General features: G+C 43.7%; 30 protein-coding genes. 25 read left to right on the top strand and 5 right to left on the bottom strand.

Features of this window, described 5'->3' with window-relative positions; translation table 11 throughout:
- The first annotated feature begins 13 nt into the window (after window positions 1–13).
- From ctaD to ctaG, 4 genes are read left to right on the top strand one after another with little or no spacing between them, the layout of a single operon-like run.
- Complete coding sequence (ctaD, locus tag AC0DBE_RS07185; protein ID WP_472961608.1) at window positions 14–1,882, top strand: cytochrome c oxidase subunit I; 1,869 nt, start codon at window positions 14–16, stop codon at window positions 1,880–1,882.
- Complete coding sequence (gene ctaE, locus AC0DBE_RS07180) at window positions 1,882–2,505, top strand: cytochrome c oxidase subunit III (RefSeq protein WP_003221354.1); 624 nt, start codon at window positions 1,882–1,884, stop codon at window positions 2,503–2,505. Before ctaD ends, ctaE begins: the two co-directional genes overlap by 1 nt.
- 2 nt (window positions 2,506–2,507) lie before the next feature.
- Window positions 2,508–2,840: a cytochrome c oxidase subunit IVB gene (ctaF, locus tag AC0DBE_RS07175; protein WP_014113686.1), complete on the top strand. Its 333-nt coding sequence runs from the start codon at window positions 2,508–2,510 to the stop codon at window positions 2,838–2,840.
- A gap of 26 nt (window positions 2,841–2,866) precedes the next feature.
- Entirely contained in the window at window positions 2,867–3,760 is an 894-nt protein-coding gene (ctaG, locus tag AC0DBE_RS07170; RefSeq protein ID WP_014113687.1) for a cytochrome c oxidase assembly factor CtaG, read from the top strand.
- 30 nt (window positions 3,761–3,790) lie between these two features.
- On the opposite strand, the gene AC0DBE_RS07165 is transcribed toward ctaG, so the two are convergent.
- Window positions 3,791–4,153 carry a YugN family protein gene (locus tag AC0DBE_RS07165; RefSeq protein ID WP_014113688.1) on the bottom strand — a complete coding sequence of 121 codons (363 nt, stop codon included), beginning with the start codon at window positions 4,151–4,153 and terminating at the stop codon, window positions 3,791–3,793.
- Window positions 4,154–4,292: 139 nt separating this feature from the next.
- On the opposite strand from AC0DBE_RS07165, the gene AC0DBE_RS07160 reads away from it, so the two are divergent.
- From AC0DBE_RS07160 to coaD, 8 genes are all read left to right on the top strand, one after another.
- A complete protein-coding gene (locus tag AC0DBE_RS07160) occupies window positions 4,293–4,739 on the top strand; it encodes a CBS domain-containing protein (RefSeq protein WP_014113689.1) in 447 nt (148 codons plus the stop codon).
- Between the two features lie 84 nt (window positions 4,740–4,823).
- Window positions 4,824–5,864: a CAP domain-containing protein gene (locus AC0DBE_RS07155; protein ID WP_472961604.1), complete on the top strand. Its 1,041-nt coding sequence runs from the start codon at window positions 4,824–4,826 to the stop codon at window positions 5,862–5,864.
- A gap of 290 nt (window positions 5,865–6,154) precedes the next feature.
- Entirely contained in the window at window positions 6,155–6,553 is a 399-nt protein-coding gene (ylbD, locus tag AC0DBE_RS07150; RefSeq protein WP_014113692.1) for a YlbD family protein, read from the top strand.
- 15 nt (window positions 6,554–6,568) lie between these two features.
- Window positions 6,569–6,808, top strand: coding sequence for a YlbE-like family protein (locus tag AC0DBE_RS07145; RefSeq protein ID WP_014113693.1), 240 nt, complete (start codon window positions 6,569–6,571; stop codon window positions 6,806–6,808).
- Between the two features lie 120 nt (window positions 6,809–6,928).
- The gene (gene ricF, locus AC0DBE_RS07140) at window positions 6,929–7,378 is read left to right on the top strand and encodes a regulatory iron-sulfur-containing complex subunit RicF (protein WP_003221370.1); all 450 of its coding nucleotides are present in this window, start codon (window positions 6,929–6,931) and stop codon (window positions 7,376–7,378) included.
- A gap of 54 nt (window positions 7,379–7,432) precedes the next feature.
- On the top strand, window positions 7,433–7,705 hold the full coding sequence (locus tag AC0DBE_RS07135) for a YlbG family protein (protein WP_003221373.1): 273 nt from the start codon (window positions 7,433–7,435) through the stop codon (window positions 7,703–7,705).
- Window positions 7,706–8,029: 324 nt separating this feature from the next.
- Window positions 8,030–8,584: a 16S rRNA (guanine(966)-N(2))-methyltransferase RsmD gene (rsmD, locus tag AC0DBE_RS07130; RefSeq protein WP_014113694.1), complete on the top strand. Its 555-nt coding sequence runs from the start codon at window positions 8,030–8,032 to the stop codon at window positions 8,582–8,584.
- Between the two features lie 4 nt (window positions 8,585–8,588).
- Window positions 8,589–9,074 (top strand): pantetheine-phosphate adenylyltransferase, encoded by a 486-nt coding sequence (gene coaD, locus AC0DBE_RS07125; protein ID WP_003221378.1) that lies wholly within the window; start codon window positions 8,589–8,591, stop codon window positions 9,072–9,074.
- Between the two features lie 10 nt (window positions 9,075–9,084).
- On the opposite strand, the gene spoVV is transcribed toward coaD, so the two are convergent.
- Entirely contained in the window at window positions 9,085–10,311 is a 1,227-nt protein-coding gene (gene spoVV, locus AC0DBE_RS07120) for a dipicolinic acid transporter SpoVV (RefSeq protein ID WP_061187408.1), read from the bottom strand.
- A gap of 179 nt (window positions 10,312–10,490) precedes the next feature.
- Between spoVV and AC0DBE_RS07115 the strand changes: the two genes are divergently transcribed.
- Together AC0DBE_RS07115 and ddcP are read left to right on the top strand one after the other, a co-directional pair.
- Entirely contained in the window at window positions 10,491–11,273 is a 783-nt protein-coding gene (locus AC0DBE_RS07115; RefSeq protein ID WP_472961599.1) for a patatin family protein, read from the top strand.
- Window position 11,274: 1 nt separating this feature from the next.
- Window positions 11,275–12,300, top strand: coding sequence for a protease DdcP (gene ddcP / locus AC0DBE_RS07110; protein WP_472961598.1), 1,026 nt, complete (start codon window positions 11,275–11,277; stop codon window positions 12,298–12,300).
- Window positions 12,301–12,316: 16 nt separating this feature from the next.
- On the opposite strand, the gene AC0DBE_RS07105 is transcribed toward ddcP, so the two are convergent.
- Together AC0DBE_RS07105 and AC0DBE_RS07100 are read right to left on the bottom strand one after the other, a co-directional pair.
- On the bottom strand, window positions 12,317–13,564 hold the full coding sequence (locus AC0DBE_RS07105) for a nucleotidyltransferase (protein WP_472961596.1): 1,248 nt from the start codon (window positions 13,562–13,564) through the stop codon (window positions 12,317–12,319).
- Window positions 13,561–13,746 (bottom strand): hypothetical protein, encoded by a 186-nt coding sequence (locus tag AC0DBE_RS07100; protein WP_041520944.1) that lies wholly within the window; start codon window positions 13,744–13,746, stop codon window positions 13,561–13,563. The genes AC0DBE_RS07105 and AC0DBE_RS07100 overlap by 4 nt, the downstream gene beginning before the upstream one ends.
- Before the next feature lie 27 nt (window positions 13,747–13,773).
- On the opposite strand from AC0DBE_RS07100, the gene AC0DBE_RS07095 reads away from it, so the two are divergent.
- From AC0DBE_RS07095 to gerR, 3 genes are all read left to right on the top strand, one after another.
- Entirely contained in the window at window positions 13,774–14,292 is a 519-nt protein-coding gene (locus AC0DBE_RS07095) for a YceD family protein (protein ID WP_014113700.1), read from the top strand.
- 21 nt (window positions 14,293–14,313) lie between these two features.
- Window positions 14,314–14,493 carry a 50S ribosomal protein L32 gene (gene rpmF, locus AC0DBE_RS07090; protein WP_003154457.1) on the top strand — a complete coding sequence of 60 codons (180 nt, stop codon included), beginning with the start codon at window positions 14,314–14,316 and terminating at the stop codon, window positions 14,491–14,493.
- A gap of 145 nt (window positions 14,494–14,638) precedes the next feature.
- On the top strand, window positions 14,639–15,220 hold the full coding sequence (gerR, locus tag AC0DBE_RS07085; RefSeq protein ID WP_014113702.1) for a sporulation specific transcriptional regulator GerR: 582 nt from the start codon (window positions 14,639–14,641) through the stop codon (window positions 15,218–15,220).
- A gap of 57 nt (window positions 15,221–15,277) precedes the next feature.
- Here the strand turns inward: gerR and AC0DBE_RS07080 are convergent, their stop codons facing one another.
- Entirely contained in the window at window positions 15,278–15,760 is a 483-nt protein-coding gene (locus AC0DBE_RS07080) for an N-acetyltransferase (protein WP_014113703.1), read from the bottom strand.
- Window positions 15,761–15,919: 159 nt separating this feature from the next.
- Between AC0DBE_RS07080 and AC0DBE_RS07075 the strand changes: the two genes are divergently transcribed.
- The 8 genes from AC0DBE_RS07075 (at window position 15,920) to AC0DBE_RS07040 (ending at window position 26,343) form a co-directional block, all read left to right on the top strand.
- On the top strand, window positions 15,920–16,816 hold the full coding sequence (locus AC0DBE_RS07075; RefSeq protein WP_014113704.1) for a 2-dehydropantoate 2-reductase: 897 nt from the start codon (window positions 15,920–15,922) through the stop codon (window positions 16,814–16,816).
- 70 nt (window positions 16,817–16,886) lie between these two features.
- A complete protein-coding gene (gene bshC, locus AC0DBE_RS07070; protein WP_014113705.1) occupies window positions 16,887–18,506 on the top strand; it encodes a bacillithiol biosynthesis cysteine-adding enzyme BshC in 1,620 nt (539 codons plus the stop codon).
- A gap of 125 nt (window positions 18,507–18,631) precedes the next feature.
- Window positions 18,632–19,063, top strand: a complete 432-nt coding sequence (mraZ, locus tag AC0DBE_RS07065; RefSeq protein WP_003221402.1) for a division/cell wall cluster transcriptional repressor MraZ — start codon at window positions 18,632–18,634, stop codon at window positions 19,061–19,063.
- 69 nt (window positions 19,064–19,132) lie between these two features.
- On the top strand, window positions 19,133–20,068 hold the full coding sequence (gene rsmH, locus AC0DBE_RS07060) for a 16S rRNA (cytosine(1402)-N(4))-methyltransferase RsmH (RefSeq protein ID WP_014113706.1): 936 nt from the start codon (window positions 19,133–19,135) through the stop codon (window positions 20,066–20,068).
- A 39-nt stretch (window positions 20,069–20,107) separates the two neighbouring features.
- Entirely contained in the window at window positions 20,108–20,461 is a 354-nt protein-coding gene (gene ftsL, locus AC0DBE_RS07055) for a cell division protein FtsL (protein WP_003221405.1), read from the top strand.
- Between the two features lie 5 nt (window positions 20,462–20,466).
- Window positions 20,467–22,608 (top strand): penicillin-binding protein 2B, encoded by a 2,142-nt coding sequence (pbpB, locus tag AC0DBE_RS07050; RefSeq protein WP_014113707.1) that lies wholly within the window; start codon window positions 20,467–20,469, stop codon window positions 22,606–22,608.
- Window positions 22,609–22,742: 134 nt separating this feature from the next.
- Window positions 22,743–24,683: a stage V sporulation protein D gene (locus tag AC0DBE_RS07045; RefSeq protein WP_472961591.1), complete on the top strand. Its 1,941-nt coding sequence runs from the start codon at window positions 22,743–22,745 to the stop codon at window positions 24,681–24,683.
- Window positions 24,684–24,858: 175 nt separating this feature from the next.
- On the top strand, window positions 24,859–26,343 hold the full coding sequence (locus AC0DBE_RS07040) for a UDP-N-acetylmuramoyl-L-alanyl-D-glutamate--2,6-diaminopimelate ligase (protein ID WP_072183044.1): 1,485 nt from the start codon (window positions 24,859–24,861) through the stop codon (window positions 26,341–26,343).
- The last annotated feature ends 75 nt before the right edge of the window (window positions 26,344–26,418 follow it).

Below are 26,418 nucleotides of genomic sequence, written 5' to 3'. Positions count from 1 at the left end.
GGGGAGGTCACATATGTTGAATGCGCTTACAGAAAAACGGACGCGCGGATCTATACTTTGGGATTATTTGACGACGGTGGACCATAAAAAAATCGCAATTCTTTACTTAATCGCCGGGGGATTCTTCTTTCTTGTCGGGGGAATTGAAGCGATGTTTATCAGAATTCAGCTTGCAAAGCCGGAAAATGCTTTTCTCAGTGCCCAAGCGTACAATGAAGTAATGACAATGCACGGGACGACAATGATCTTTCTGGCTGCGATGCCGCTTTTATTTGCCTTGATGAATGCGGTCGTTCCCTTGCAGATTGGGGCCCGTGACGTTTCATTTCCATTTTTAAACTCGCTCGGTTTTTGGCTCTTCTTTTTCGGGGGCATTTTCTTAAATCTAAGCTGGTTTTTGGGCGGAGCGCCAGACGCGGGTTGGACGTCATACGCCTCACTTTCGCTTCATTCTGAAGGGCACGGCATAGACTTTTTCGTCCTCGGACTGCAAATATCGGGGCTTGGGACGCTGATAGCCGGGATTAACTTTTTGGCCACGATTATCAACATGAGAGCTCCCGGCATGACGTACATGAGGCTGCCTTTGTTCACATGGACGACATTTGTAGCCTCAGCATTGATTTTGTTTGCATTTCCTCCGCTTACGGTCGGATTGGCTCTGATGATGCTGGACCGGCTGTTCGGCACCAATTTCTTTAATCCCGAGCTTGGCGGAAATACGGTCATTTGGGAACATTTATTTTGGATCTTTGGCCATCCGGAGGTTTATATCTTAATTTTGCCTGCATTCGGTATATTTTCAGAGGTCATCCCTGTGTTTGCCAGAAAGCGTTTGTTTGGGTATTCATCAATGGTTTTTGCCATCGTGCTCATTGGCTTTCTGGGCTTTATGGTTTGGGTGCACCACATGTTTACGACAGGTCTGGGGCCGATTGCAAATGCGATTTTTGCGGTTGCCACAATGGCTATCGCGATACCGACCGGGATTAAGATTTTTAACTGGCTTTTGACGATCTGGGGAGGAAATGTGAAGTATACGACAGCGATGCTGTATGCCGTCTCATTTATTCCGTCCTTCGTGCTCGGCGGTGTGACGGGTGTCATGCTGGCAGCAGCAGCTGCTGATTATCAGTTCCATGATACGTATTTTGTGGTGGCGCACTTTCACTATGTCATTATTGGCGGCGTGGTATTCGGCCTTTTAGCCGGCGTTCATTTCTGGTGGCCGAAAATGTTTGGTAAAATTCTGCATGAGACGATGGGGAAAATTTCATTTGTATTGTTTTTTATCGGCTTTCACCTCACGTTTTTCATTCAGCATTTTGTCGGTTTAATGGGGATGCCGCGCCGGGTTTATACGTTTTTGCCAGGCCAGGGTCTTGAAACCGGCAACTTGATCAGTACAATCGGGGCGTTTTTTATGGCGGCAGCTGTTATTCTTCTGCTAGTCAATGTCATTTGGACATCGGTAAAAGGCGAATATGTCGGAGCTGATCCATGGCAGGATGGACGTACCCTTGAATGGACCGTTTCTTCACCGCCGCCTGAGTATAACTTTAAACAGCTTCCTTTTGTCAGAGGGCTTGATCCGTTTTGGATCGAGAAGCATGCAGGACACAAATCAATGACGCCGGCTGAACCGGTTGATGATATTCATATGCCAAACGGCTCAATCCTGCCGTTCATCATTTCCTTCGGCCTTTTTGTCGCAGCGTTCGGGCTGTTGTACAGAACCGATCACGCTTGGGGGCTGCCGGTGATCTTTATCGGACTCGGCATCACATTTATTACGATGCTGCTTCGTTCAGTAATTGATGATCACGGCTATCATATTCATAAAGAGGAACTGCCGAATGATGATAAAGGGGTGAAGGCATAATGCAAATTGAAGAAAAATTCACCGCAGAAACCTTTCCAGCTTCTCCCGAAAAAGTAACGCTGGAAGGGAAAAATAAATTTTTAGGCTTTTGGCTTTTTCTTGGGGGAGAGACAGTTTTGTTCGCGTCTCTCTTCGCAACGTTTCTTGCACTCCGGAATTCAAATGCCGGTGATCCGCCTACGACGGAAATGTTCGATGTAACACTTGTGTTTATCGCCACAATGCTGCTATTAACGAGCAGTTTAACGAGTGTGTACGCGATGTACCACATGAAGAACTTTTCTTTCGGCAAAATGCAGCTTTGGCTGGGAATTACGATCTTATTGGGGGCTGGCTTTTTAGGACTGGAAATTTATGAGTTTAAGCATTACACCCATGAGTTTGGCTTTACGATCACAAGCTCTGCGCTCGGTTCCGCGTTTTACACGCTTGTCGGTACACACGGCGCCCACGTGGCATTTGGGCTTATGTGGATCAGCACGCTGATGATCCGTAATGCCAAGAGGGGGCTGAACTTGTATACGGCGCCTAAGTTTTATGTTGCCAGTCTATATTGGCACTTTATTGATGTCGTGTGGGTCTTCATCTTTACCGTTGTATATTTAATGGGGATGGTGGGATAAACATGGTCGGTAAAAAAAGCAGAGGGCATATCAACAGCGACCTTGAATTTAAGAAAAAGAAGCACGCTCAGGAGATGAAATATCAGGTTCTGTCTTTTGGTTTAATGATCGGTCTTACGATTGTTGCATTTCTGACAGTGGCAACGGACGGTGTAGGCAGCTGGTTTACGATTCCTTTCATTATTTTGCTAGCTGCAATTCAAGTCATTTTCCAGCTGTATTATTTCATGCATATGAATCAAAAAGGGCATGAGGCGCCGGCAATGTTTTTGTATTCAGGCATGTTTGTCGCGTTCATCACTGTGCTTGCGTTTGTCACAATTATATGGTGGTAATTTGAACAGCCGCCGGAGGTGAAGAAATGAATCAGCTAGAGGTATTTGGGTTTCGCGCGATGTGGAGCCCTTATCTTTTTTGTATCTTGTTGGGCATTACAGTGCTTTATCTCTATTTTTACAGGCGAATGTCTTCAAAGCCAAATCGAATAACGGGTAAACAGATGGTGTGCTTTCTATCGGCGATGCTGTTTTTATATGCAGCCGAGGGAAGTCCGGTTGATCTGCTCGGACATATTATGTTCAGCGCGCATATGGTGCAGATGGCTGTCCTGTATTTGGTCGTCCCGCCGCTATTGATCGCGGGAATTCCTGCATGGCTTTGGGAGAAAATCATTTTCAGGCCTGCCATTAAACCGGTTTTTTCATTTTTCACGAAGCCTTTAATTGCTTTGCTTTTGTTTAACGGCATTTTTTCTTTATATCATGTTCCGCTTATATTTGATACTGTCAAAACAGATTCGTTATACCATACATTAATGACTTGGCTTATCTTTGTGCTTGCGTTTTTGATGTGGTGGCCGCTTGTTCATAAGGTCGAGCGTCTCGGGCAGCTCAGCGGCTTGATGAAGCTGGGATATATTATGGCGGACGGTATGCTGCTTACGCCTGCTTGCGCGCTGATCATGTTCAGCGGCGCGCCGTTATATGCCACCTATACAGATCCGTCTGCGTGGGCTGAGGCAATGAAGCTTTGTGTGCCTGCGGATATGATGGGGCAGGTCCCATTAACAGGACCAGAGATGTTAAATACACTGCCTTTGTTAGAGGATCAGCAGCTCGGAGCAGTTATGATGAAAATCATTCAGGAAATTGTGTACGGCACTTTTTTGGCGATTGTTTTTTTCCAATGGGTGAAGAAAGAAAGGGAAAAGGACGGGCAGGAGGAGCCACCGTATATTCAGCAAACGATATCATAAAAGGTACAGCGAAAATGCTGTACCTTTTCATTACATTTGAACTGTTTTTAACATGTCGGATATGTCCTGAATCAGTGCTTTGCTTTTTGTTACAACCTGTACGGGAAACTCTTCCGTTTCTCCATATTCTACTCCGTGCGGGTAGTAATGCTTGCCTAAGAGAGGGGACATTAATTGAATCACGGCGCGGCCGCTTCCAACATCGCCCTCTGCCGCAATGCCCTGTATCCGCAGGTAAAACGTACCCTCAATCGTCGAAAACTTCTTGTCATAGGTGACTCTTTCGTAATCCCATTGACCCGCTCTGACGAGGCCTTTGCTTTCCATCAAGTCGTCTAGCCAGCTGAGCTCAGCCTTTACCCCTTCAAGTCCGCTTTCAGTAAACTTCAACACTGACCCCTCCTTATAAAAATTACCTTTCCTGACAATCATAGTATGAAAGCGTTAAACTTTCAATGAATCTTCTTCTTTTGAAAGTATGCAAAAATTAAATTTTGACGACAATAGCACTAGACTAAAGGAGGTTATACGGATGACAAAAATAAAAGATCTGATGACAGCCGACTTGCAATATTGCACGGTATTAGATAATGTATATGAAGCTGCGGTAAAGATGAAAGACGCGAATGTAGGGGCGATTCCGGTAGTTGATGAGGATGGAGAAACACTGGTCGGCATCGTGACCGACCGCGATCTCGTGTTAAGAGGAATCGCCATAAAAAAACCAAACTCGCAAAAAATCACTGACGCGATGACCGAAAAACCTGTCAGCGTAGATGAAGATGCTTCAGTCGATGAGGTTCTTCATTTGATGGCATCCCATCAGCTCAGAAGGATACCTGTTACAAAAAACAAAAAGCTGACTGGAATTGTCACGCTTGGTGATCTTTCTTTATCTGAGCAAACGAATGAACGTGCCGGCAGCGCCTTATCGGATATTTCCGAGGGGGATAATAGAGAAGAAGGCTTTTTTCATTAACACATAAATCTTTGACATGTTAAATAGGCTGTATTGTAATGAGATGTAAGGCAAGACATAGTGATTCGCTACGGGGGTGATAGATTGAAAAATATCTTGAGAGCGATGGTTATCCTCTTGATTATCTGCGGAACTTATGTTCTGTTTATTCAATATGGATCTGTTCCTGAAAAAAAATCAAATGACAGCGAGCCTCAAGTGTCTAACGAGGAAGCGCAAAGCGGCAAACGAATACATATGCCGACCTCAGGATTATTGTCCTTTATGGGCAAGTCCGCCGATGATGTAATGAAAAAGCTTGGGGAACCAGAACGCATTGACCCTTCAGCTTATGATTACGATTGGTGGGTATACAATCAGGGAAAGGACCAGTATGTCCAAATTGGGGTATTAAACAATAAAGTGGTCACATTATTTGCTACTGGGAATGATATTAACGCGAAGCCTTTCAAAATTGGTGAAACAACCGGAGAAGTATTCAAGACGACCCAGGTGGCACCGTTTGTGAATGTAGAGTATAAAGGAAATTCCTATCGGTTTGAGTTTTCTGAAGAGGATATCAATACCAGGCCGACTGTTAAGGTAGGAAAGATGTATGTCCAGCTGTATATGGACAAATTTGAGGGGAAGCTATCCAGCATCAGGGCGTTTGATGCGCAAACCTTTGTAAAGCAAAGACCTTATGAGGTTGTGTACCGCGGTGAATTAATGAAACCGGAATCTGTTTCAGATGATAAGTGGAAAAAGATCCAAACGACGAGTGAAAAGCAAATACTTGATTTGACGAATGTCATACGCGTCAAACATGGGCTTGCAAGGCTTGAGTGGGATCAGCCGACGGCGGAAGTGGCCTTTGGACATAGCCAGGATATGAAGGAAAATAATTATTTCTCCCATGTCTCTAAAAAATACGGCACGCTGAAAGACCGCTTAGAAGAAGGGCATGTTGACTTTCAGCAAGCGGGAGAAAATATTGCATATAATTATGTGGACGGCCCGGCTGCTGTAGAAGGCTGGCTGAATAGTGAGGGCCATCGAAAAGCGCTTCTGAATTCAGATTATACGCATCTCGGTGTCGGAGTAGACCGAAAATATTACACTCAAAATTTTATTAAGCGATGGTAATGAAAAGCCGCGGAGGAATGGTTCCGCGGTTTTTCTAATTTTCACAAAAGCTTAATGATCTGAATGCATGTGTCGTTGCGTGCATAAGAGCTGCAGCGGAATAAATGTGTTGTTTTCCTTTTCTGACAACATGGCTGCTGAGGAGGCAGATTCCCATTCCTTCAGTAAGGCTCTTTCACGAGTGTATGGGGCAAAGCTGAAAATTCATTCGGGAACGAATATAGGCGAACACAATGCCTGACAAAACGATACATTGTAGTAGGTATCGATTTTCGGAGGGGGTGAGGATTGTGGCGAATCAACATGCCAATCATTCAATCAATGACTTTAAACAATTCGTCAAAAAGCATCCCAAGCTGATAAAAGAAGTACGCAAAGAACAAAGAAGCTGGCAGGACGTATATGAAAATTGGGTCCTCTTCGGGGAGAGCGACCCGATTTGGGATCCGTATCGGGAACCGGAAGAAGCTGCAGAAGCTGTGCCTGAAACAGAGCAAAAAAATGATTTTGTCTCTAAAATGGTGACTGCGGTGAAAAAGATGGATGTCAACCAAATGAACGAACAAATCAATAAAATGAGCCAGTCGATCTCATCGTTGCAAAGTCTTCTTCATACATTTTCCGGGAGCAGCCAGAAGCAATCTCAGCCAGGCTCTGGACAGCATCCTTTTTCTTTTCGAAAGGATTAAAAAAGGGGAGCTCATATGCGCAAAGAGGTTCAGGAATTTATTTTAGCAAACGAAGAACGGAAACGATTCATCAGAGAACAGCCGATATGGTACCGCAGACTTTCGAGAAAACCGGATGATCTGTCCTCCTTTCAGCTTGAGATGATGAACTTTTATGAAAAAACCATACCGCACCGGGTGAACCAATTTACGAACGGGATTCAAATGGCGCAAATGATGATGCAAATGTTTCAAGCGATGCGGACAAAAGATTAAAAGGCCCGAAAGAGGGTCTTTTTTCATGCTGTAAATGCAGGGAGATTGTTTTCGGGCTTGCGGTTAAGCATTTTCCAATTGGCTGGTTTCGTGGTAAACTAACAACTGGAGGTGCGTGCTATGTATGCGACGATGGAATCCGTGCGGCTTCAAAGTGAAGCTCAGCAGCTTGCCGAGATGATTCTGCAGTCGGAGACGGCTGAGAACTACCGCAATTGTTACAAGCGTCTCCAAGAAGATGAAGAGGCAGGGCGGATTATTCGTTCTTTTATCAAAATAAAAGAGCAGTATGAGGATGTACAGCGTTTTGGCAAATATCATCCTGACTATAGAGAAATATCCCGGAAAATGAGGGAGATCAAGCGGGAGCTGGACCTGAACGATAAGGTGGCTGACTTCAAGAGAGCTGAAAATGAGCTTCAGTCTATTCTTGATGAGGTTAGCGTCGAGATTGGGACAGCTGTTTCGGAGCATGTTAAAGTTCCGACTGGGAACCCTTATTTTGACGGTTTGTCTTCATGCGGAGGCGGCTGCGGTTCAGGCGGAAGCTGCGGATGCAAAGTGTCCTGACGAGACTGGCCGTCTCGTCTTTTACATATAAGAGAAATCAGGCAGGTGATTGTATTGGAGAATAGGCGCCAGGGCATGATTGTGTATCTGCATTCCCTAAAGCAAAGCAAAATGCTGAGGAAGTTCGGAAATGTGCACTATGTATCAAAACGCTTAAAATATGTCGTGCTGTATTGCGATATGGACCAAATTGAAAAAACAATGGACAAGATTGCGTCTTACTCTTTTGTGAAAAAAGTAGAGCCTTCTTATAAACCGTTTTTAAAATTGGAATTCGAGTCAAAGCTTGATAAAGCAAAAGAATACGATTATAAAATCGGCATATAGCTGTATAAAAAAATCCCCGCAGACTTCTGCGGGGTCCTTCTATTCCTTAACATGTTAAGGAGAAGGCAAAGGGAGAGGAGAAACCGGAGGAAGAACTTATGGGGAAACGTAAGTCTTCTCCGCGGTTGGCAACAACATCCTCTAGATGCTGTTGCTTATAGTATGGACAAGGATCAGTCCGCCTATACACCTGTTTATTAGAATTAGCATTCATTGTTTGAAAGAATGCTTTATGTTAAGATAGGATTGATTTTTTTCTATGTACATAGCGGCGTCCGGCCGAACAAAGAAACAAAATAGCTTTTAGAAAAAGTGGTGTGGAACATGAGAGTAATTTCTGGATCAAAAAAAGGCCGTTCACTAAAGGCTGTGCCGGGAACATCAACTAGACCGACAACCGACAAAGTGAAGGAATCCATTTTCAATATGATCGGCCCTTATTTTGATGGGGGCAGGGGACTTGACTTATTCGCAGGGAGCGGAGGTCTTGGAATCGAAGCGCTTTCACGCGGGTTTGAGCATTGTATATTCGTTGACCGTGATTTTAAAGCGATTCAAACGATAAAATCAAATTTAAAAACGCTGGAGCTTACAAAACATGCCCAGGTATACCGGAATGATGCGGAACGGGCTTTGCACGCTGCTGCAAAAAGAGAAACAGGCTTTCGCGGAATTTTTCTTGATCCGCCGTACAAGGAACAAAAGCTAAAAGCGCTTTTAACGATGATTGATGAATATCAAATGCTGGAAGAAGACGGCTTTATCGTTGCTGAGCATGACAGAGAGGTCGAGCTTCCCGAAACCGTAGGAGATCTTGTGATGGCAAGAAAAGAAACCTATGGACTTACAGGTGTAGCGATTTATAAAAAGAGGGGGTAGTGATGTGGCGAGTATAGCTGTCTGTCCCGGCAGTTTTGATCCGGTGACCTATGGGCATCTGGATATCATCAGACGCGGGGCGCATATTTTTGAACAAGTGTATGTATGTGTGCTGAATAATTCTTCGAAAAAGCCTTTGTTCAGTGTAGAAGAGCGGTGTGAGCTCCTGAGAGAAGTGACAAAAGACATTCCGAACATAACAGTTGAAACGTCGCAGGGACTGTTAATTGATTATGCAAAAAGAAAAAAGGCGAAAGCGATTTTAAGAGGCTTGAGAGCGGTATCTGATTTTGAATACGAGATGCAGGGGACTTCCGTAAACCGTGTGCTTGATGAATCCATTGAGACGTTTTTTATGATGACCAACAATCAATATTCGTTTTTAAGTTCAAGCATCGTAAAAGAAGTGGCAAGATACAATGGATCGGTCTCAGAGTTTGTGCCGCCGGAAGTAGAGCTGGCGCTTCAACAAAAATTTAGACAAGGATGAGGGTTTTGACTCATCCTTTTTTTGTTCCGTTTGTCAGTCTGTAAGAAAAAATGATAATGTACGTAAACAGCGCGCATAATGTGACAGCGGGTCCAATCTGCACAAGCAGATTCCAGCCGTTTATAAATGCAGTTGGCATTTCGCTGCTATTAAGAGATTTAAATACATACTGATACGGATCATGCCATGCCGTGTAAAGCGGTTTCCATAAAAGCATGACGAAGACGGCGGCATAAACGCCCTGCAGCAAACGTGCGATAAAGAATGGTTTAAATCTGATATCGGTTTCCGATAAAATACCTGCCACCTGAGCTTGAACGGAAAAGCCGCTAAACCCGAGAATAAAACTGACGACAATGGCTTTTTGAAGAAGAGAGACATCTGTCTCGCTGACAAGCTTGCTACCTAACGTGATTTCAAACATCCCTGATAAAAGGGGAATGTCCAATTGAGCTGGAAGCTGAAACAAAGTCAGCACGCCTTTTGTGAAAACAGACAGAATATCAGTCAGCTGCACCACGGACAACAGCCGGTTAAAGACAGAAAATAAAATAATAAAGCCACCCACCATAAGAAGGGTTTGAACAGAAGAGGTCACGGCGTCGCCTAAAATTTTGCCCAGAGGCCGTTTTTCCGCGAGTCTGGCGGTATGCAGAGCGTGTAAAGCATCTTTGATCGAAGGAAAAGGTATTGTTTTCTTCCCTCTGAGATGCTGCTCTTCCTTGCGGCCATAGGAACGCATCGTTAAACCGACAGCCAGATTCCCCAAATAGTGTGCAGAAGCCAATAAAATGCCCAATGACGCGTTTTGAAAGAAACCGACGGCAACAGCGCCGAAAATAAAGAGCGGGTTTGAAGAATTGGTAAACGACGCAAGCCGTTCTGCTTCTACTCTTGAAATCTGTTTTTCCTGCCGCAGACGGGCAGTGAGTTTTGCTCCCGCTGGGTTTCCTGATGCCATTCCCATAGCAAGAACAAAGCCGCCAACACCGGGCACGCGAAAGATCGGACGCATAAAAGGTTCAAGCAAAACACCGACAAACCGCACAATGCCAAAACCAATTAAGAGTTCAGACAGAATAAAAAATGGCAGCAATGACGGAAATACAACCTCCCACCACATAGAAAGCCCGGTTTTAGAGGCTTCGAATGAGGCCTGCGGATGTGAGATGACAGTCGCTGTTAAAAAAAGAAAAAACGAAGCAATCAAAAGTGTATTAATCTTCGACAAGTTCATTCTTACCTCCCCGATGCTAAAAATGCCCAATGACATGTATTCATGATAAAATAATGTATGACACGAAACGGCCAAGCAGTACCTGTCCTCTTGATTCTTTGTACTAATATACGAGCATAGGGGTTCAGTTTAGACCATAGAATTCGGTATACAGGGAATTCAGGCAGGAGGTTAACGCGTTGGCCAAACCTAAAATCGGGTTAGCGTTAGGATCGGGAGGGGCCAGAGGGCTCGCTCATCTCGGTGTGCTTTCCAGTTTACATAAGCACCAAATTGAAGTAGATATGATTGCGGGGAGCAGCATGGGCGCTTTGGTGGGCAGTTTCTATGCCGCCGGCCATGATGTGGCAACGATGAGAAAAGTCGCCAAAGCCTTTAAACGGCGGCTTTATGCTGATTATACGATGCCCAGACTCGGTTTTCTAAAAGGTGACCGCGTCAGGCAGCTTGTACATGCTTATACATTCGGAAAACCGATCGAAGAGCTCCAAATCCCGCTGGGTATTGTTGCGTGTGATTTACAGACAGGAGAAAAGATTGTGTTCCGTAAAGGGTCAGTATCAGATGCGGTGCGGGCCAGCATCAGCATACCGGGTATTTTTATTCCGCAGAGGCTGGACGGACGTCTCCTTGTAGACGGTGCGGTCGTCGACCGAATTCCGGTTTCTGTTGTAAAAGACATGGGGGCTGATATCATCATCGCCTCGGATGTCTCTAGGGTTCGAAAAACCGAAACGGCGGCGCATATTTTTGATGTGATTATGAAAAGTATGGATATACTGCAAAATGAATTGGTGCGACATCAAACGATCGCCGCAGATATCATGATTCGCCCTTCTCTTGAAACATACAGCTCAAGCTCGTTTGCCAATATTGAAGCAATGATATCGGCAGGCGAGGAGGCGACAAACCGAATGATCAGCAAGATAAGAAAAGAAATAGAGAATTGGGAGGGCTCATAACTTGCTACGTAAAAAACATTTTAGCTGGATGCTTGTCATCCTCATTCTGATTGCCGTTTTATCATTTATAAAACTTCCATACTATATTACAAAACCGGGAGAAGCGACAGAACTTGCTTCACTGATAAAAGTGGAGGGAGGCTACCCGGAAACAGGGAGTCTGTCCTTAATGACTGTCAAAGTGGGGCCGGCTAATCCGTTTACATATGTGTGGGCAAAGATGCACCCTTATTATGAAATTGTTCCTGATGAGAGCATCAAGGAAGAAGGTGAATCAGATAAGGAGTATATGAAAAGGCAGCTCCAAATGATGCAAAGCTCGCAAGAAAACGCGGTTATAGCCGCCTATCAACAGGCAGGAAAAAAAGTCACCTATTCCTTTAACGGCATATACGCAAGCTCGGTTGTGGAAAACATGCCTGCAAAAGGGAAAATAGAAGTCGGTGATAAAATCATCAGTGCAGACGGCAAAAACTATCAGTCTGCTGAAAAGCTGATTGATTATATCAGCAGCAAAAAAGCTGGAGATAAAGTCACGTTAAAAATCGAAAGAGAAGAAAAAGTAAAGCGTGTCGCCCTTACGTTAAAACAATTTCCTGATGAGCCAGATCGGGCAGGAATCGGAGTTTCGCTCTATACGGACAGAAACGTCAAAGTGGAACCTGATATTGATTTTGAAATCGAAAATATCGGCGGCCCGTCAGCAGGTTTAATTATGTCACTTGAAATCTATAATCAGCTGACAAAAACAGATGAAACAAAAGGCTACGATATTGCGGGAACAGGTACGATTGATGTTGACGGAAAAGTAGGTCCGATCGGCGGCATTGATCAAAAAGTCGTCGCCGCAGACAAAGCTGGAAAAGACATTTTCTTCGCGCCAAATCAAAGCGGCGCCAGCAATTCCGATTATAAAAACGCAGTAAAAACAGCAAAAGATATTGACTCAGATATGAAGATTGTGCCTGTTGATATGATGCAGGATGCGATTGATTATTTGAATAAGCTGAAAGCGAAAAGCACCTGATCCTCAGGTGCTTTTTCTATATATTTAAAAAACGTTGTTCATCCTCGTCATATCGAATCGGTGCATGTCCGTATTCTTGCAGGTCAAACTCAGTTCTTAGCGGCTCTTCTATCGGCATGCTGTAGATTCTGCTTGCTTTTATGTCCAGATCGAGAGCTGGATGGGAGAAAGAGGACAGTTTGCTGACAAGCGGAACAGACAGCGCTTTTTTCTTTTCCGATAAATAAGCCTGTCCTTTTTTCGTCATGCCGAGCAGCCTGATATAAGGCACCTCTTCGTCTTTCAGCAGCTTGTGCATATCCTGTTTTTTCGTTCTGGTTAAAATGTGAGTGTTCATCCGCTGGAGTCTTGTCCACGTATAACGTTTTGTTTTCAGCAGCTCCATAAATTCCTGATAGGAGCTGGCTTTTCTGATCGAACGTAGAATTCTGTGCTCTAAGCCTTCCTCCACCTCGTATACTTGCTGTAATTCCTGTGATGTTACAGTTGAAAGGCTGTATTTTAAGTAAGAAAAATAGCTTTCAGGTGTATGCCACAGTCCGAAAGATTTGCGGTAATGTGCTAATTCACGTGCAGATGCAGCAGGAAGAAAACGAAGGTAGGCATCAAGACTCTGTTCAATCATCGCTTTTCTGATGCTTGTGGCACTTGCGATATAGTTTTCGCCTTCAGGAAGGTCGGCATCATGATAGTCCGAGGAGATGCGTGCTGTAGTACTAGGTTTCATCGAATATCCCCCGGAAAGAATAGAAGTTACATAATGATATCCCAGAATGTTATTTGGTTTTGACAAATCAAGTGCACTTTCGGTATGTAAAATGGAGCTGAATGCGATAGCTGCCGCGGCTGGATAACTGGAACCCTTTTTAAGTTCTTCTTTAATACGCTGATCAAATGTATGTTTATGTTCATCAATAAGCCTTGCTGTTTCTAAAAACGGCTCAATATCACCATTTTCACTCCCGAAAAACAGCGCCTCGCATCCAAGTTTGTTCAGGATGGAAACACTGCCGCGTGCAAAAATGTCCGCTTTTTGCACCGCGTAAAGATATGGCAGCTCAATGACAACATCGACTCCGTTTTGCAGCGCCATTTTTGTTCGGGCCCATTTTGATACTACAGCCGGTTCTCCGCGCTGTAAAAAATGTCCGCTCATTACCGCAACAGCCGTGTCGCATCCGGTTTGCCGCTTTGCTGTTTGGGCATGATAAAGGTGACCGTTATGAAAGGGATTATATTCAACCACCAATCCGACAGCTTTCATATTTTTTCCGCCTTTCTTGCTATGTTTAAAAACGTATGGTACATTTGCAAATGAAAACTCTTACGTCTTATTTTTATTTTAAGTGTATGCATCGTATATTCCGCTGTCAACGATACTTCAATGGCAGCATTATGCTGTAAAGAAAAAATATTGACAAAAACAATCTTAAAAGCTATAATCATGTTTGTTGCTTTCATGAGGTGATACAAATGAAATGGACGATTTATCAGCTGCATCAAATGCCGAAACAAAGTTTTGAGTTTGATGAAACAGTTGAGTTAAATGAGCTGACAAAGGTGAATTCTGACATTCGCCGCATTTCTCCCGTTCGGGTGAAGGGCAGAGCGGATATCAAATCCAAACAGGTTTCGTTTGATTTTACAATTTCAGGCGAAATGATTTTGCCATGCTCAAGAACACTCGTTGATGTTCCGTATCCATTTGAAATTTCAACAAAAGAACTGTTTATATTTCATCAGACGGATGATATAGAAGATGATGACGTTCACATTGTTGAGGACGATACTATCGACTTAACTCCGATCGTGAAAGAAGAAATTCTTTTAGAAATCCCTATGCAAATCTTTTGTGAATCTGAACAAGAAAAAGGAGCTGCTCCTCAAGAAGGAAAGGACTGGCAAGTCATTTCGGAGGAAGACAAGAAGAATCAAGTTGATCCGAGACTTGCAGCCCTAGAAAAGCTCTTAAAACAAGATGATGAATCTTAACTCTTTAAGGAGGTGGGAATAATGGCTGTACCTTTTAGAAGAACTTCTAAAATGAAGAAAAGATTGCGCCGTACACATTTCAAACTTAATGTACCTGGTATGACAGAATGTCCGTCATGCGGAGAGATGAAATTGTCTCACCGTGTATGCAAAGCATGCGGATCATACAACGGCAAAGACATAAATGTAAAAAGTAACTAATAAGAAAAGCGCAGGGTGAAAGCCCTGCGCTTTTTCTTTTTCTCTCCCTGCCAGCTTGCGGAAAATTTGTGAGTGCAAATAGTCTATCTAATCTATTACCGGCATATGTATGAGATAAATAAGCTGACATGGAGGGAGATTGAATTTGACCATTACAAGACAAGATGCTTGGACTCAGGATGAGGATTTGCTGCTGGCAGAAGTGGTGCTTCGTCATATTCGAGAGGGAGGAACACAGCTTTCCGCCTTTGAGGAGGTTGGAAGGGCGCTGACCAGAACCGCGGCAGCCTGTGGTTTCAGGTGGAACTCGTATGTGAGAAAACAATACCAGTCAGGCATAGAGCTTGCGAAAAAGCAGAGGAAAGAACTGAGAAAGCAAATCGGCGTTCATTCGGTCAATATGCCGAATTCCGTCAAGCAGACTGCTGCGGCAGCGTCAGAAGGAAAACGAGATTTGTCCATTCAGGATGTGATTCAATTTCTCGAACAATTCAAAGAAGCGCCGTCTGCACAAGAATTTCAGCTCGAAAGGGAAAAATTGAAGGAGCAAATCCAAACGCTGCAAAACGAGCTTGAGGATTTACGGAGTGAAAATCAAACATTGAGGAACCAGCTAGAGATGACAGAAGAGGATTACAAGGCACTGATCGATATCATGGATCGGGCGAGAAAAATGGTTGTTTCAAAAGAAGACGGAAGAATGAAAAAAGCGGCTCAAGAAACGTAATGAAACGGCTTGAAATGAACCGGCCCTAGAGTAAGAATAGGCCGGTTGTTTTTATTTCTATGCAGATTCTCCGGGTGTCATTTCATGATCCATATCAGGATGCCAGATGAGCGGGTTTTCCCCTTTGTCCCGCGCCATATCATATTTAACAGTTTCAAAGTTCATTTTATTCCAAAATTCCGCTGATTTCATTCGCGGATTTGTCCGAATCGGCATTTTGAATGATTTAGCGAATTCAACCAGCGCTGTCCCGTATCCTCTGTTCTGGTAGCCCGGAAGAACCTCAAGCTTCCACAGTTCCAAGTAATCCTGGCGGTTGTCGAAATAAGGATTCGATTTGCCGTTAACTTGATATAGACTCATTCGCGCTACAAGTTTATCCCCGAAATAAATCCCGTAAAAAGGCGAGGTGCTGTCATTTTCAATAATATTATCCTGAAGATCTTCAAGCATTGAAAGCTCCTGAATGCCGTATTCTTTGAATTTCTTGAATTCTTCAAGTGTTTTATAGTTGATGAGCAGACGTTCTACCTTTACCAAACCAATCTCCCCCTTTGTTGTTTCTACATATATTGTAAACGCTTTATTTAAAAAATCCAAATATTTAAACTTTAATTTTAAGCACACGATATCTTTGAGCGGTAATTTCTTCGTACTTCTGCTATGATAATACGTAAATGCTAAATTGGGTGTGACATCATGAAAATTGGAATTATCGGCGGAGGTTCCGTCGGTCTTTTATGCGCCTATTATTTGTCACTTCATCACGAGGTGACTGTTGTGACAAGGCGGAAAGAACAGGCTGCGGCCATTCAGTCTGAAGGGATACGGCTTTATAAAGGCGGAGAAGAATTCAGCGCTGATTGCAGTGCGGACACGAATATCAATTCGGATTTTGATCTTCTTGTCGTGACAGTGAAGCAGCATCAGCTTCAGTCTGTTTTTCCGTGGCTTGAACGGATCGGGAAAACGAACATATTATTTTTGCAAAACGGCATGGGACATATCCACGACCTAAAAGACTGGCGCGTTGGCCATTCCATTTATGTTGGAATCGTTGAGCACGGAGCTGTAAGAAAATCAGATACAGCTGTTGATCATACTGGCTTAGGTGCGATAAAATGGAGCGCGTTCGACGAAGCTGAACCAGATCGGCTGAACATCTTGCTTCAGCATAACCACTCGGATTTTCCAATTCGTTATGAGACGGATTGGTACCGCCTGCTGACGGGCAAGCTGATTGTAAATGCTTGTATCAATCCGTTAACCGCGTTATTGCAGGTGAAAAATGGAGAACTGCTGACAACGCCAGCTTATCTGGCTTTTATGAAACTGGTTTTTCAGGAGGCTTGCCTCATTTTAAAGCTTGAAGACGAAGCTGAGGCTTGGGAGCGGGTTCGGGCCGTTTGCGGGCAAACGAAAGAAAATCGCTCTTCTATGCTGGTTGACGTCATTGAAGGCCGGCAGACAGAAGCTGACGCTATTATCGGATATTTATTGAAGGAAGCAAGCCTTCACGGCCTTGATGCCGTCCATCTGGAGTTTTTATACGGCAGCATTAAAGCTTTGGAGCGAAATACAAACAAAGTCTTTTGAGCTTTTTCTGTAACATGCTATACTCATTTCGGATAACTAACTATTTATTGGAGAAAGGAAGTTCTAGAAGATGCAGCTAACTGAACTTTCCATCAAAAATCAGAATGTGTTTGTACAGCACTATATAGATGGCAAAGAAGAAATGTCTTCTTTTTTTGATTACAGCATTCATAATAAGGACATCTGGCGCGAAAGACTGAAAGACTTATCTTCCCGTTTTTTCGCAAGAGAGGAATTGGCGGCGTACTTAACCTCATACCATAACAAATTCGGTTCAAGTGCCATGCAGTCTGCTATTGAGAAGCTGAAGGACCCGTCAAGTGCCGCTGTTGTCGGCGGACAGCAGGCCGGACTTTTAACAGGACCGCTTTACACGATACATAAAATCATTTCAATCATTGTGTTAGCAAAGGAACAAGAAAAGCAACTGCAAGTGCCTGTCATACCGATTTTCTGGGTGGCCGGAGAAGACCACGATTTGGATGAGATTAATTTTGTTCATACATCTGAAGAGAACGGGCCTGTGAAAAAAAAGCTGCCTCAGTCTTATTGGAAGAAATCTTCGGCAGCGAGCACATCGCTTGATCAGGAAAAATGTGCCGCGTGGATAGATGATGTATTTGCCGCTTTTGAGGAAACTGACCACACGAATGCACTTCTCGACAATGTAAAACGATGTTTAAGGGAATCCGTTACATTCACTGACTTCTTTGAACTGTTGATCGCGGATCTGTTCCAAGAGGAGGGTTTAGTTTTATTAAATTCTGGAGATCCAGGGATTAAAAAGCTGGAAACGGCCATGTTCCAAAAGATTCTTCGGGAAAATGATGAACTCGCCCGCGCGGTTTCAGATCAGCAGGCCTTCATGCGTGAAGCAGGCTACAAGCCGATTATCGAGTCCGGAAAAGAACAGGCGAATCTGTTTTATGAATATGAAGAAGAGCGTTTTTTAATTGAAAAAGACAACGGCCGTTTTGTCATCAATGAGCTTGATCTCGGATGGACGATGGATGAACTTTATACACATATGGAAGAGCATCCTGAGCGCTTCAGCAACAATGTTGTGACGAGGCCGTTAATGCAGGAATACCTCATTCCGACTTTAGCATTTATTGCAGGGCCCGGAGAAATCAACTATTGGGGTGAGCTCAAACAGGCCTTTGCGGTGATGGGCTTTAAAATGCCTCCTGTTATGCCAAGGCTGAACATTACGATACTTGAACGGCATATTGAGAAAAAACTGCTTGAACGGAATATCCCATTACAAGACGCGATTGAACGCGGAACGGAGAATCAAAGAGAGACATACTTTGAGCATCAGATTCCGGAAGAGTTTACCGCAGTGATGGATCAGGCGAAAAGCCAAATTGAAGCGATTCACAAAACGGTCCGGCAGGAGGCGTTAAAGGTTGATCAAAGCATGGAACCTTTACTCCTGAAAAATGCCGCCTTTATTCAGGATCAGCTTCAGTTCTTAGAGCGTACTGTGACGAAGCGAATTGAAGAAAAAGAAGGCTACGTCTTGAAGGATTATGAGAGAATCCAAAATAGTATTAAACCGCTTCTTGCACCGCAAGAACGAATTTGGAATATTATGTATTATTTAAACAGGTACGGTCCAAAATTCTTCACATCATTCAAAAATCTGCCATTTTCTTTTCAAAATCAACATCAAGTTGTCAAACTTTGAAATAAAGTTTTAAAGAACCCTGACTAGTTCAGGGTTTTTTTTTATGGGTAAACAGTGTAAAATGAAGTTGTGGAGAGAAGTGGTGGATAGTGGTGAGTTAAGGAGAGAAAGTGGGGCAAGAGATCATGTTTATGGGTGAATACCAGCATACCATCGATGCGAAAGGCCGCATGATCGTACCCGCTAAATTCAGAGAAGGCCTGGGTGAGCAATTTGTGCTGACTAGAGGGCTTGACCAATGTCTCTTCGGCTACCCTATGCACGAATGGAAACAAATTGAAGAGAAACTAAAAGCACTTCCTCTCACTAAAAAAGATGCCCGCGCGTTTACCCGTTTCTTCTTTTCAGGGGCGACTGAATGCGAACTGGACAAGCAAGGCAGGGTAAATATCGCATCATCTCTATTGAATTACGCCAAACTGGAAAAAGAATGTGTTGTTATCGGGGTTTCTAATCGAATTGAATTGTGGAGTAAAGTAATTTGGGAACAATACACAGAAGAGCAAGAAGATTCATTTGCTGAAATTGCTGAAAACATGATTGGGTTTGATATATAATGATTCTTCGTGTATAACACTCTAAAAACAATTTCAATTCATCCTGATAAAAGGTGGGACCAACACATTATGTTTCAACACAAGACAGTACTTCTTCGTGAAACCGTAGACGGGCTCAATATTAAACCGGACGGTACATATGTAGACTGCACACTCGGCGGAGCTGGGCACAGTACATACTTATTGCAGCAGTTATCCGAGAAGGGGCGTTTAATCGCTTTTGACCAAGACGATATGGCATTACAGCATGCGAAAGAAGCGTTGTCCGATTATAAAGGGCAGCTTATTCTGATTAAAAGCAATTTCAGGTATTTAAAAGAATGTTTGAATGAACAAGGCATTACTGAAGTAGACGGTATTTTATTTGATTTAGGGGTGTCTTCTCCGCAGCTGGATACACCGGAACGCGGATTCAGTTACCATCATGACGCACCGTTGGACATGAGGATGGACCAGTCGGCCACACTTACGGCGAAAGAAGTCGTTAATGAGTGGCGCTATGAGGATCTCGTTCGTATCTTCTTTAAATACGGCGAAGAAAAGTTCAGTAAACAGATCGCCAGAAAGATTGAGGAGGCAAGAATCAAATCTCCTATTCAAACTACGGGCCAACTGGTCGATCTAATAAAAGACGCGATTCCCGCTCCAGCGAGAAGGAGCGGAGGACATCCTGCTAAACGCGTGTTTCAGGCAATCAGAATTGCCGTGAACGATGAACTTAAGGTGTTTGAAGAGGCTTTGGAGCAAGCAATTGAGGTTCTGAAGCCAGGGGGAAGGGTATCAGTCATTACCTTCCACTCGCTTGAAGACAGAATTTGCAAATCCACTTTTAAAGAAAAGTCGTCACTTCCGGAACTTCCTCCGGGTCTTCCAGTCATACCGGAAGAATTTGAACCGGAGTTAAAGCTCATCACACGAAAACCGATTACGGCATCTCAAGAAGAGCTTGAAGAAAACAACCGGGCTCGTTCTGCAAAGCTTCGGATTGCCGAAAAAAGAAAATAACAAAACGCGAAAGCAAAATTAAAAGGAGGTCATCAGCCTATGAGCAATTTAGCTTACCAACCAGAGAAACAGCAGCGGCATGCGATCAGTCCTGAGAAAAAAGTGATTGTCAAGAAAAGGGCTTCCATTACTCTCGGAGAAAAAGTGCTCCTTGTCCTCTTTGCTGCGGCGGTGCTCAGCGTATCGCTTTTGATTGTATCGAAGGCGTATGCGGCATATCAAACCAATATTGAGGTGCAAAAACTTGAGGAGCAAATTTCAGCCGAAAACAAGCAAATTGGTGACCTCGAAAAAAATGTTGCTGATTTAAGCAAACCGCAGCGTATTATGGACATTGCGAAAAAGAACGGCTTGAATTTAAAAGATAAAAAAGTGAAAAACATACAGGAATGATTCAAATGCCAAAAAAGAATAAATTTATGAATAGAGGAGCAGCGATTCTAAGTATTTGTTTCGCTCTCTTTTTCTTTGTCATCCTGGGCAGAATGGCATATATTCAAATAACCGGAAAAGCGGACGGCGAAGTGCTTGCGACAAAAGCGACAGAGCAGCATGAAAAGAAACGGACCATTGAGGCGAGCCGCGGCTCGATTTTAGACCGAAAAGGAAAAGTGATTGCGGAGGACACAGCGACGTATAAGCTGATTGCCATTCTCGATAAAAAAATGACGACTGATGTTAAGCATCCTCAGCATGTCCAAAACAAAGAAAAAACCGCGGAAGCGCTGTCTAAAGTGATAAAGATGGACAAGGCTGACATCCTTGATATCTTAAATAAGGATGCGAAACAAGTTGAGTTCGGCTCAGCGGGCCGGGATATTACGTATTCGCAAAAGCAAAAAATCGAAAAGCTGAACCTTTCGGGTATTTCATTTTTACGGGATACAAAACGCTACTATCCAAACGGAGTATTTGCGTCTAATCTAATCGGCTATGCCGAGGTTGATCAAGAAACAAATGAAATTTCCGGCGCGATGGGATTAGAAAAAGTGCTGGATAAGTATTTGAAGGAGCGGGACGGATATGTGACATATGAAAGCGACAAATCCGGCTGGGAGCTCCCGAACAGCAAAAATAAAATTACAGCGCCAAAAAATGGTGACAATGTATATTTAACCATTGATCAGAAAATTCAAACCTTTTTGGAAGACAGCATGACAAAAGTAGCGCAAAAGTATAATCCGAAAAAAATCATGGCCGCAGTCGTCGATCCGAAAACGGGCAAAGTGCTTGCCATGGGGCAGCGCCCAAGCTTTGATCCGAACACGCGCGATGTGACGAACTACTATAATGATTTAATTTCATATGCGTATGAGCCTGGATCAACGATGAAGATCTTTACACTCGCTGCTGCCATACAGGAGAATGTGTATAACGGCAATGAAAAGTACAAGTCCGGAACATATAAAGTAGGCGGAGGAATAGTAAAAGACCATAATGACGGGGTAGGCTGGGGGGCAACAACATACCATGATGGTGTAGTAAGGTCTTCTAATGTGGCTTTTGCCAAATTGGCTAATGAAAAGCTGGGCTATACCCGTCTTGATGAATATCTTCATAAATTCAATTTCTATCAAAAAACAGGTGTTGACTTGCCGAATGAAGTATCAAGTAAAATAAACTTTAAATATGAATTTGATAAAGCATCGACTGCATATGGTCAAGCTTCTGCTGTTACACCAATTCAACAGCTGCAGGCTGCGACTGCAATAGCAAATGACGGTAAAATGATGAAACCTTACGTCATAGACCATATTGTTGATCCTGATACGAAGAAAACCATTTATCAAAATAAACCTCAGTCAGCTGGTACGCCAATCTCTGCAGGCACCGCTAAAAAGGTTCGTAATATTTTAGGTGATGTTGTTACATCTGATATCGGTACTGGACAGCCTTATAAAATTGAAGGTTTTGATGTAGCTGTTAAAACTGGAACCGCACAAATTGCCGGACAAAACGGTTATCTATCTGGCCGCGATAATTACGTATTTTCTGTAATGGGAATGGCGCCTAAAGATGATCCTCAACTGTTGATCTATGTTGCAGTGCAGCAGCCGCAATTAGAGAATGATGAAACAGGTTCAAATCCAGTTTCTGAAATCTTCAACCCAACAATGAAAAACAGCCTGCACTACCTAAACATAGAACCAACTGAAAAATCTGACTCAGATAAGGAAGAAACAAAAGCGCAGACGATGCCCGATTTAACAGATCAAACGGTTACTGCTGCTCAAAAGAAAGCAAAAGAAGAGAATCTCACACCGATTGTCATCGGCAGTGATGTCGCTGTAAAAGAACAGTATCCGAAAGCGGATGAGGAAGTTCTCACCAATCAGAAGGTCTTTCTGAAGACGGGCGGTAAAATCAAAATGCCTGATATGACAGGCTGGTCGAGAAGAGAGGTTCTTCAGTACGGCGAGCTGTCGGGAATTCATATTGAAGTAAGCGGACAAGGCTACGCTGTCAGCCAAAGCGTCAAGAAGGACAAAGAAATAAAAGGAAAAAACGTTATCAAGGTTAAGTTTAAAAACCCTGATTAAAAAGAAAGAAAGCTTGCCGGGGATTTTCCCCATTATGCAGGCTTTCTTTTTTTATACCTTCAGAGGAGCATCGTTCTACCTGTCCAATTACAGGCATAAAATGAAACAAGCCTAAATAAGGAGTGAACGGTCTCTTGCGCGTCTCGAATGTAACGGTTAGAAAACGTTTATTATTTGTTTTGCTTTTTGGCGTGATCGTGTTTCTGATCATTGATACTAGGCTGGGGTATGTTCAGTTTGTGATGGGCGAGAAACTGACTTCGCTGGCGAAAGATTCCTGGAGCAGGAACTTGCCGTTTGAGCCGGAGAGAGGCGAGATTCTGGATCGGAACGGTGTGAAACTCGCAACAAACAAAAGTGCGCCGACCGTATTCGTCGTGCCACGCCAAGTTCAGAATCCAATGAAAACGAGCAAGCAGCTTGCGGCCGTTTTAAACATGTCAGAAGAAAAAGTATATAAGCATGTGACAAAAAAAGCGTCAATCGAAAAGATAACTCCTGAAGGAAGAAAGATTTCAAATGAAAAGGCGAAAGAAATCAAAGCGCTTGATTTAAAGGGAGTGTATGTAGCGGAGGATAGTATCCGCCATTACCCGTTCGGCAGCTTTTTATCTCATGTGCTTGGATTTGCCGGGATTGACAACCAAGGGCTCCTTGGACTTGAAGCCTATTACGACGATGATCTAAAAGGGGAAAAAGGTTCTGTTAAGTTTTATACAGATGCCAAGGGGAAGAAAATGCCTGATGAAGCGGATGACTACACACCGCCTAAGGACGGGCTTGATATGAAGCTGACAGTTGATTCAAAGGTTCAAACGATAATGGAAAGAGAGCTTGATAACGCTGAGGCCAAATATCATCCTGACGGTATGATTGCTGTGGCCATGAATCCGAAAAACGGAGAAATATTGGGAATGGCTAGCAGGCCTGACTTTGACCCGGCTGATTATCAATCGGTCGATCCGTCCGTCTACAATCGGAATCTGCCGGTATGGAGCACGTATGAGCCGGGATCTACCTTTAAAATTATTACACTTGCAGCAGCACTTGAGGAGCAAAAAGTAAATTTAAAACGTGATCAATTTTATGATAAAGGGCATGCAGAAGTGGACGGAGCGAGACTGCGGTGCTGGAAAAGAGGTGGGCACGGGCTGCAGACGTATCTAGAAGTTGTACAGAACTCCTGCAACCCGGGGTTTGTTGAATTAGGCGAGCGCTTAGGAAAGGAGAAGCTTTTCAAATATATCAAAGACTTTGGTTTCGGCCAAAAAACGGGAATTGATCTGCAGGGCGAGGGAACAGGAATCTTATTCCCGCTTGACAGAGTAGGTCCGGTGGAGCAAGCGACGACGGCTTTCGGACAGGGGGTATCTGTCACGCCGATTCAGCAGGTTGCAGCCGTATCTGCCGCTGTAAACGGAGGAACGCTCTACACACCTTATATTGCAAAGGAATGGATTGATCCTATAACGAAAAAAACCGTTAAAAAACAATCACCAATCGCAAAGAAACAAGTTATTTCTGAGGGGACATCAAAACAAATCCGCTATGCATTAGAGAGCGTCGTCGCAGAAGGCACGGGCCGCAATGCATTTGTTGAAGGGTATCGTGTCGGCGGAAAAACGGGAACTGCACAAAAGGTTAAAGATGGAAAATACCTTGAAAACAACCATATTGTATCATTTATCGGTTTCGCGCCGGCTGACGATCCGAGTCTTGTCGTCTATGTCGCGGTGGATAACCCGAAAGGCACGATTCAGTTTGGCGGAACGGTTGCAGCGCCAATTGTCGGGAATATTATGAGAGACAGCCTGCCGGAGCTTGGTGTGAAGCCTCGGAAAAATCAAATCGAGAAAAAATACCAATGGAACGACACAAAAACAGTAGAAGTTCCGAATGTTGTAGGGATGTCTGTCTCAGATCTTGAGTCACTTTTGGTGAATCTCAATGTAGATGCTTCCGGGAAAGGAAGCAAAATCGTTAAACAATCGCCAGCTGCCGGAACGAAAGTAAAAGAGGGCTCAAAGATACGCGTTTATTTGACTGAAGAAGATGAAAAGGAGGCAGCCGATTAATTCGGGCTGCCTTTTATTTTATTGCAGAAAAAATGCTGATATCTTTCAAGATTAGCTGGATGTATCCTTTTATTTACGCTAAAATATGAACTGTATGCTTAAAATCATTATCACATCAGTTGACGTGACTTTAATGATAAAAAGAACGAACTAGAATGTTGAGAGGTTTGATACGATGAAACTTACAAAGCTGCTTACATATTTAACAACCGAACCTTCTGTAAACGACTCACAAGACCCTGAAATAACTTCAATTGAGATGGACTCCAGAGAAGTAAAGAAAGGGAGTCTTTTTGTATGTGTAAAAGGGTATACGGTGGATGGCCATGATTTTGCGCAAAAAGCAGTAGAAAGCGGCGCAGCGGCTATTGTGGCAGAAAAAGAGCTCGATGTGGATGTGCCTGTCATTATTGTCCGGCGGTCACTGCGTGCGCTAAGCGTTTTGTCTGATGCGTTTTACGGACAGCCGACAAAGAAGCTTCAGCTGATCGGAATCACAGGCACAAACGGCAAAACATCAACGACCCATATGGTCGATGAGATTCTGAAAAAAGCGGGAAAACGCACAGGCTTGATCGGTACCATGTACATGAAAATCGGTGATGAAACACTTCCCGTTAAAAACACGACTCCGGAAAGCGTCACGCTGCAGAAAACGTTTAAGAAAATGAATGACAAGCAAGTAGACACTGCCATCATGGAAGTTTCTTCTCACGCTTTGTCTTTAGGACGTGTTCATGGGTGTGATTATGATATTGCCGTGTTTACGAATTTAACGCAGGACCATCTGGACTATCATAAAACGATGGATGAGTACCGACAGGCAAAAAGCCTGCTCTTTTCTCAGCTTGGCGGGGCTTTCAACCACGAACACCCAAAGCGTGCCGTACTGAATGCTGACGATGCGGCGAGCGCTTATTTTGAAAAGGTGACCGCAGCGCATATCTCTACATACGGAATTAAAAACAACGCTGATGTGATGGCGAAGAACATCACGATCACTGCACAGGGAACAAGCTTTGATCTTGTGACAAACAAAGGCACTAAGCACATTACAATGTCGCTTGTCGGACAATTTAATGTGTATAATGTGCTGGCAGCTGTTGCAACATGTATCGCAGCAGGCATTCCGTTTGAAACCATCACTGCAGCTGTTGAAGAATTGCATGGCGTAAGAGGCCGATTTGAATTGGTCAATCAGCAGCAGGAGTTTCCGGTTATCGTTGATTACGCACACACGCCGGACAGCCTTGAAAATGTGCTGAAGACTTGCAGAGATATGACGGAAGGAAAGCTTTTTGTCGTTGTTGGCTGCGGGGGAGACAGAGATAAGACGAAACGCCCGAAAATGGCTAAAATCGCTGTGGAGCTGGCTGACGAACCGATTTTCACTTCGGATAATCCGAGAAGCGAAGATCCCCGCGCGATTTTAAGAGATATGGAAGCTGGAGTAGAGAACGAATACTATCACAGCATTGCAAACCGCGAGCAGGCGATCTTTTTCGCGATTGCCAATGCCAAAAAAGGCGACGTTGTTCTCATTGCCGGAAAAGGGCATGAAACCTATCAGCAGATTGGAAGCGAAACTTTCGATTTTGACGATGCTGAAGTGGCGGCGAGAGCCATTGTCGAACTCAATAAAAATAAGACGAATTCATAGGAAAGAGATGTTATGGAATAATGGAGCTTGAAAAGATGTTTCATATGGAAAAAAATCATGAATATGATAACTACG

The organism is Bacillus sp. VA15 (assembly GCF_055721145.1).
Note: the sequence above shows the minus strand (reverse complement) of the source record. Positions and strands in the feature narration are given on the sequence as shown.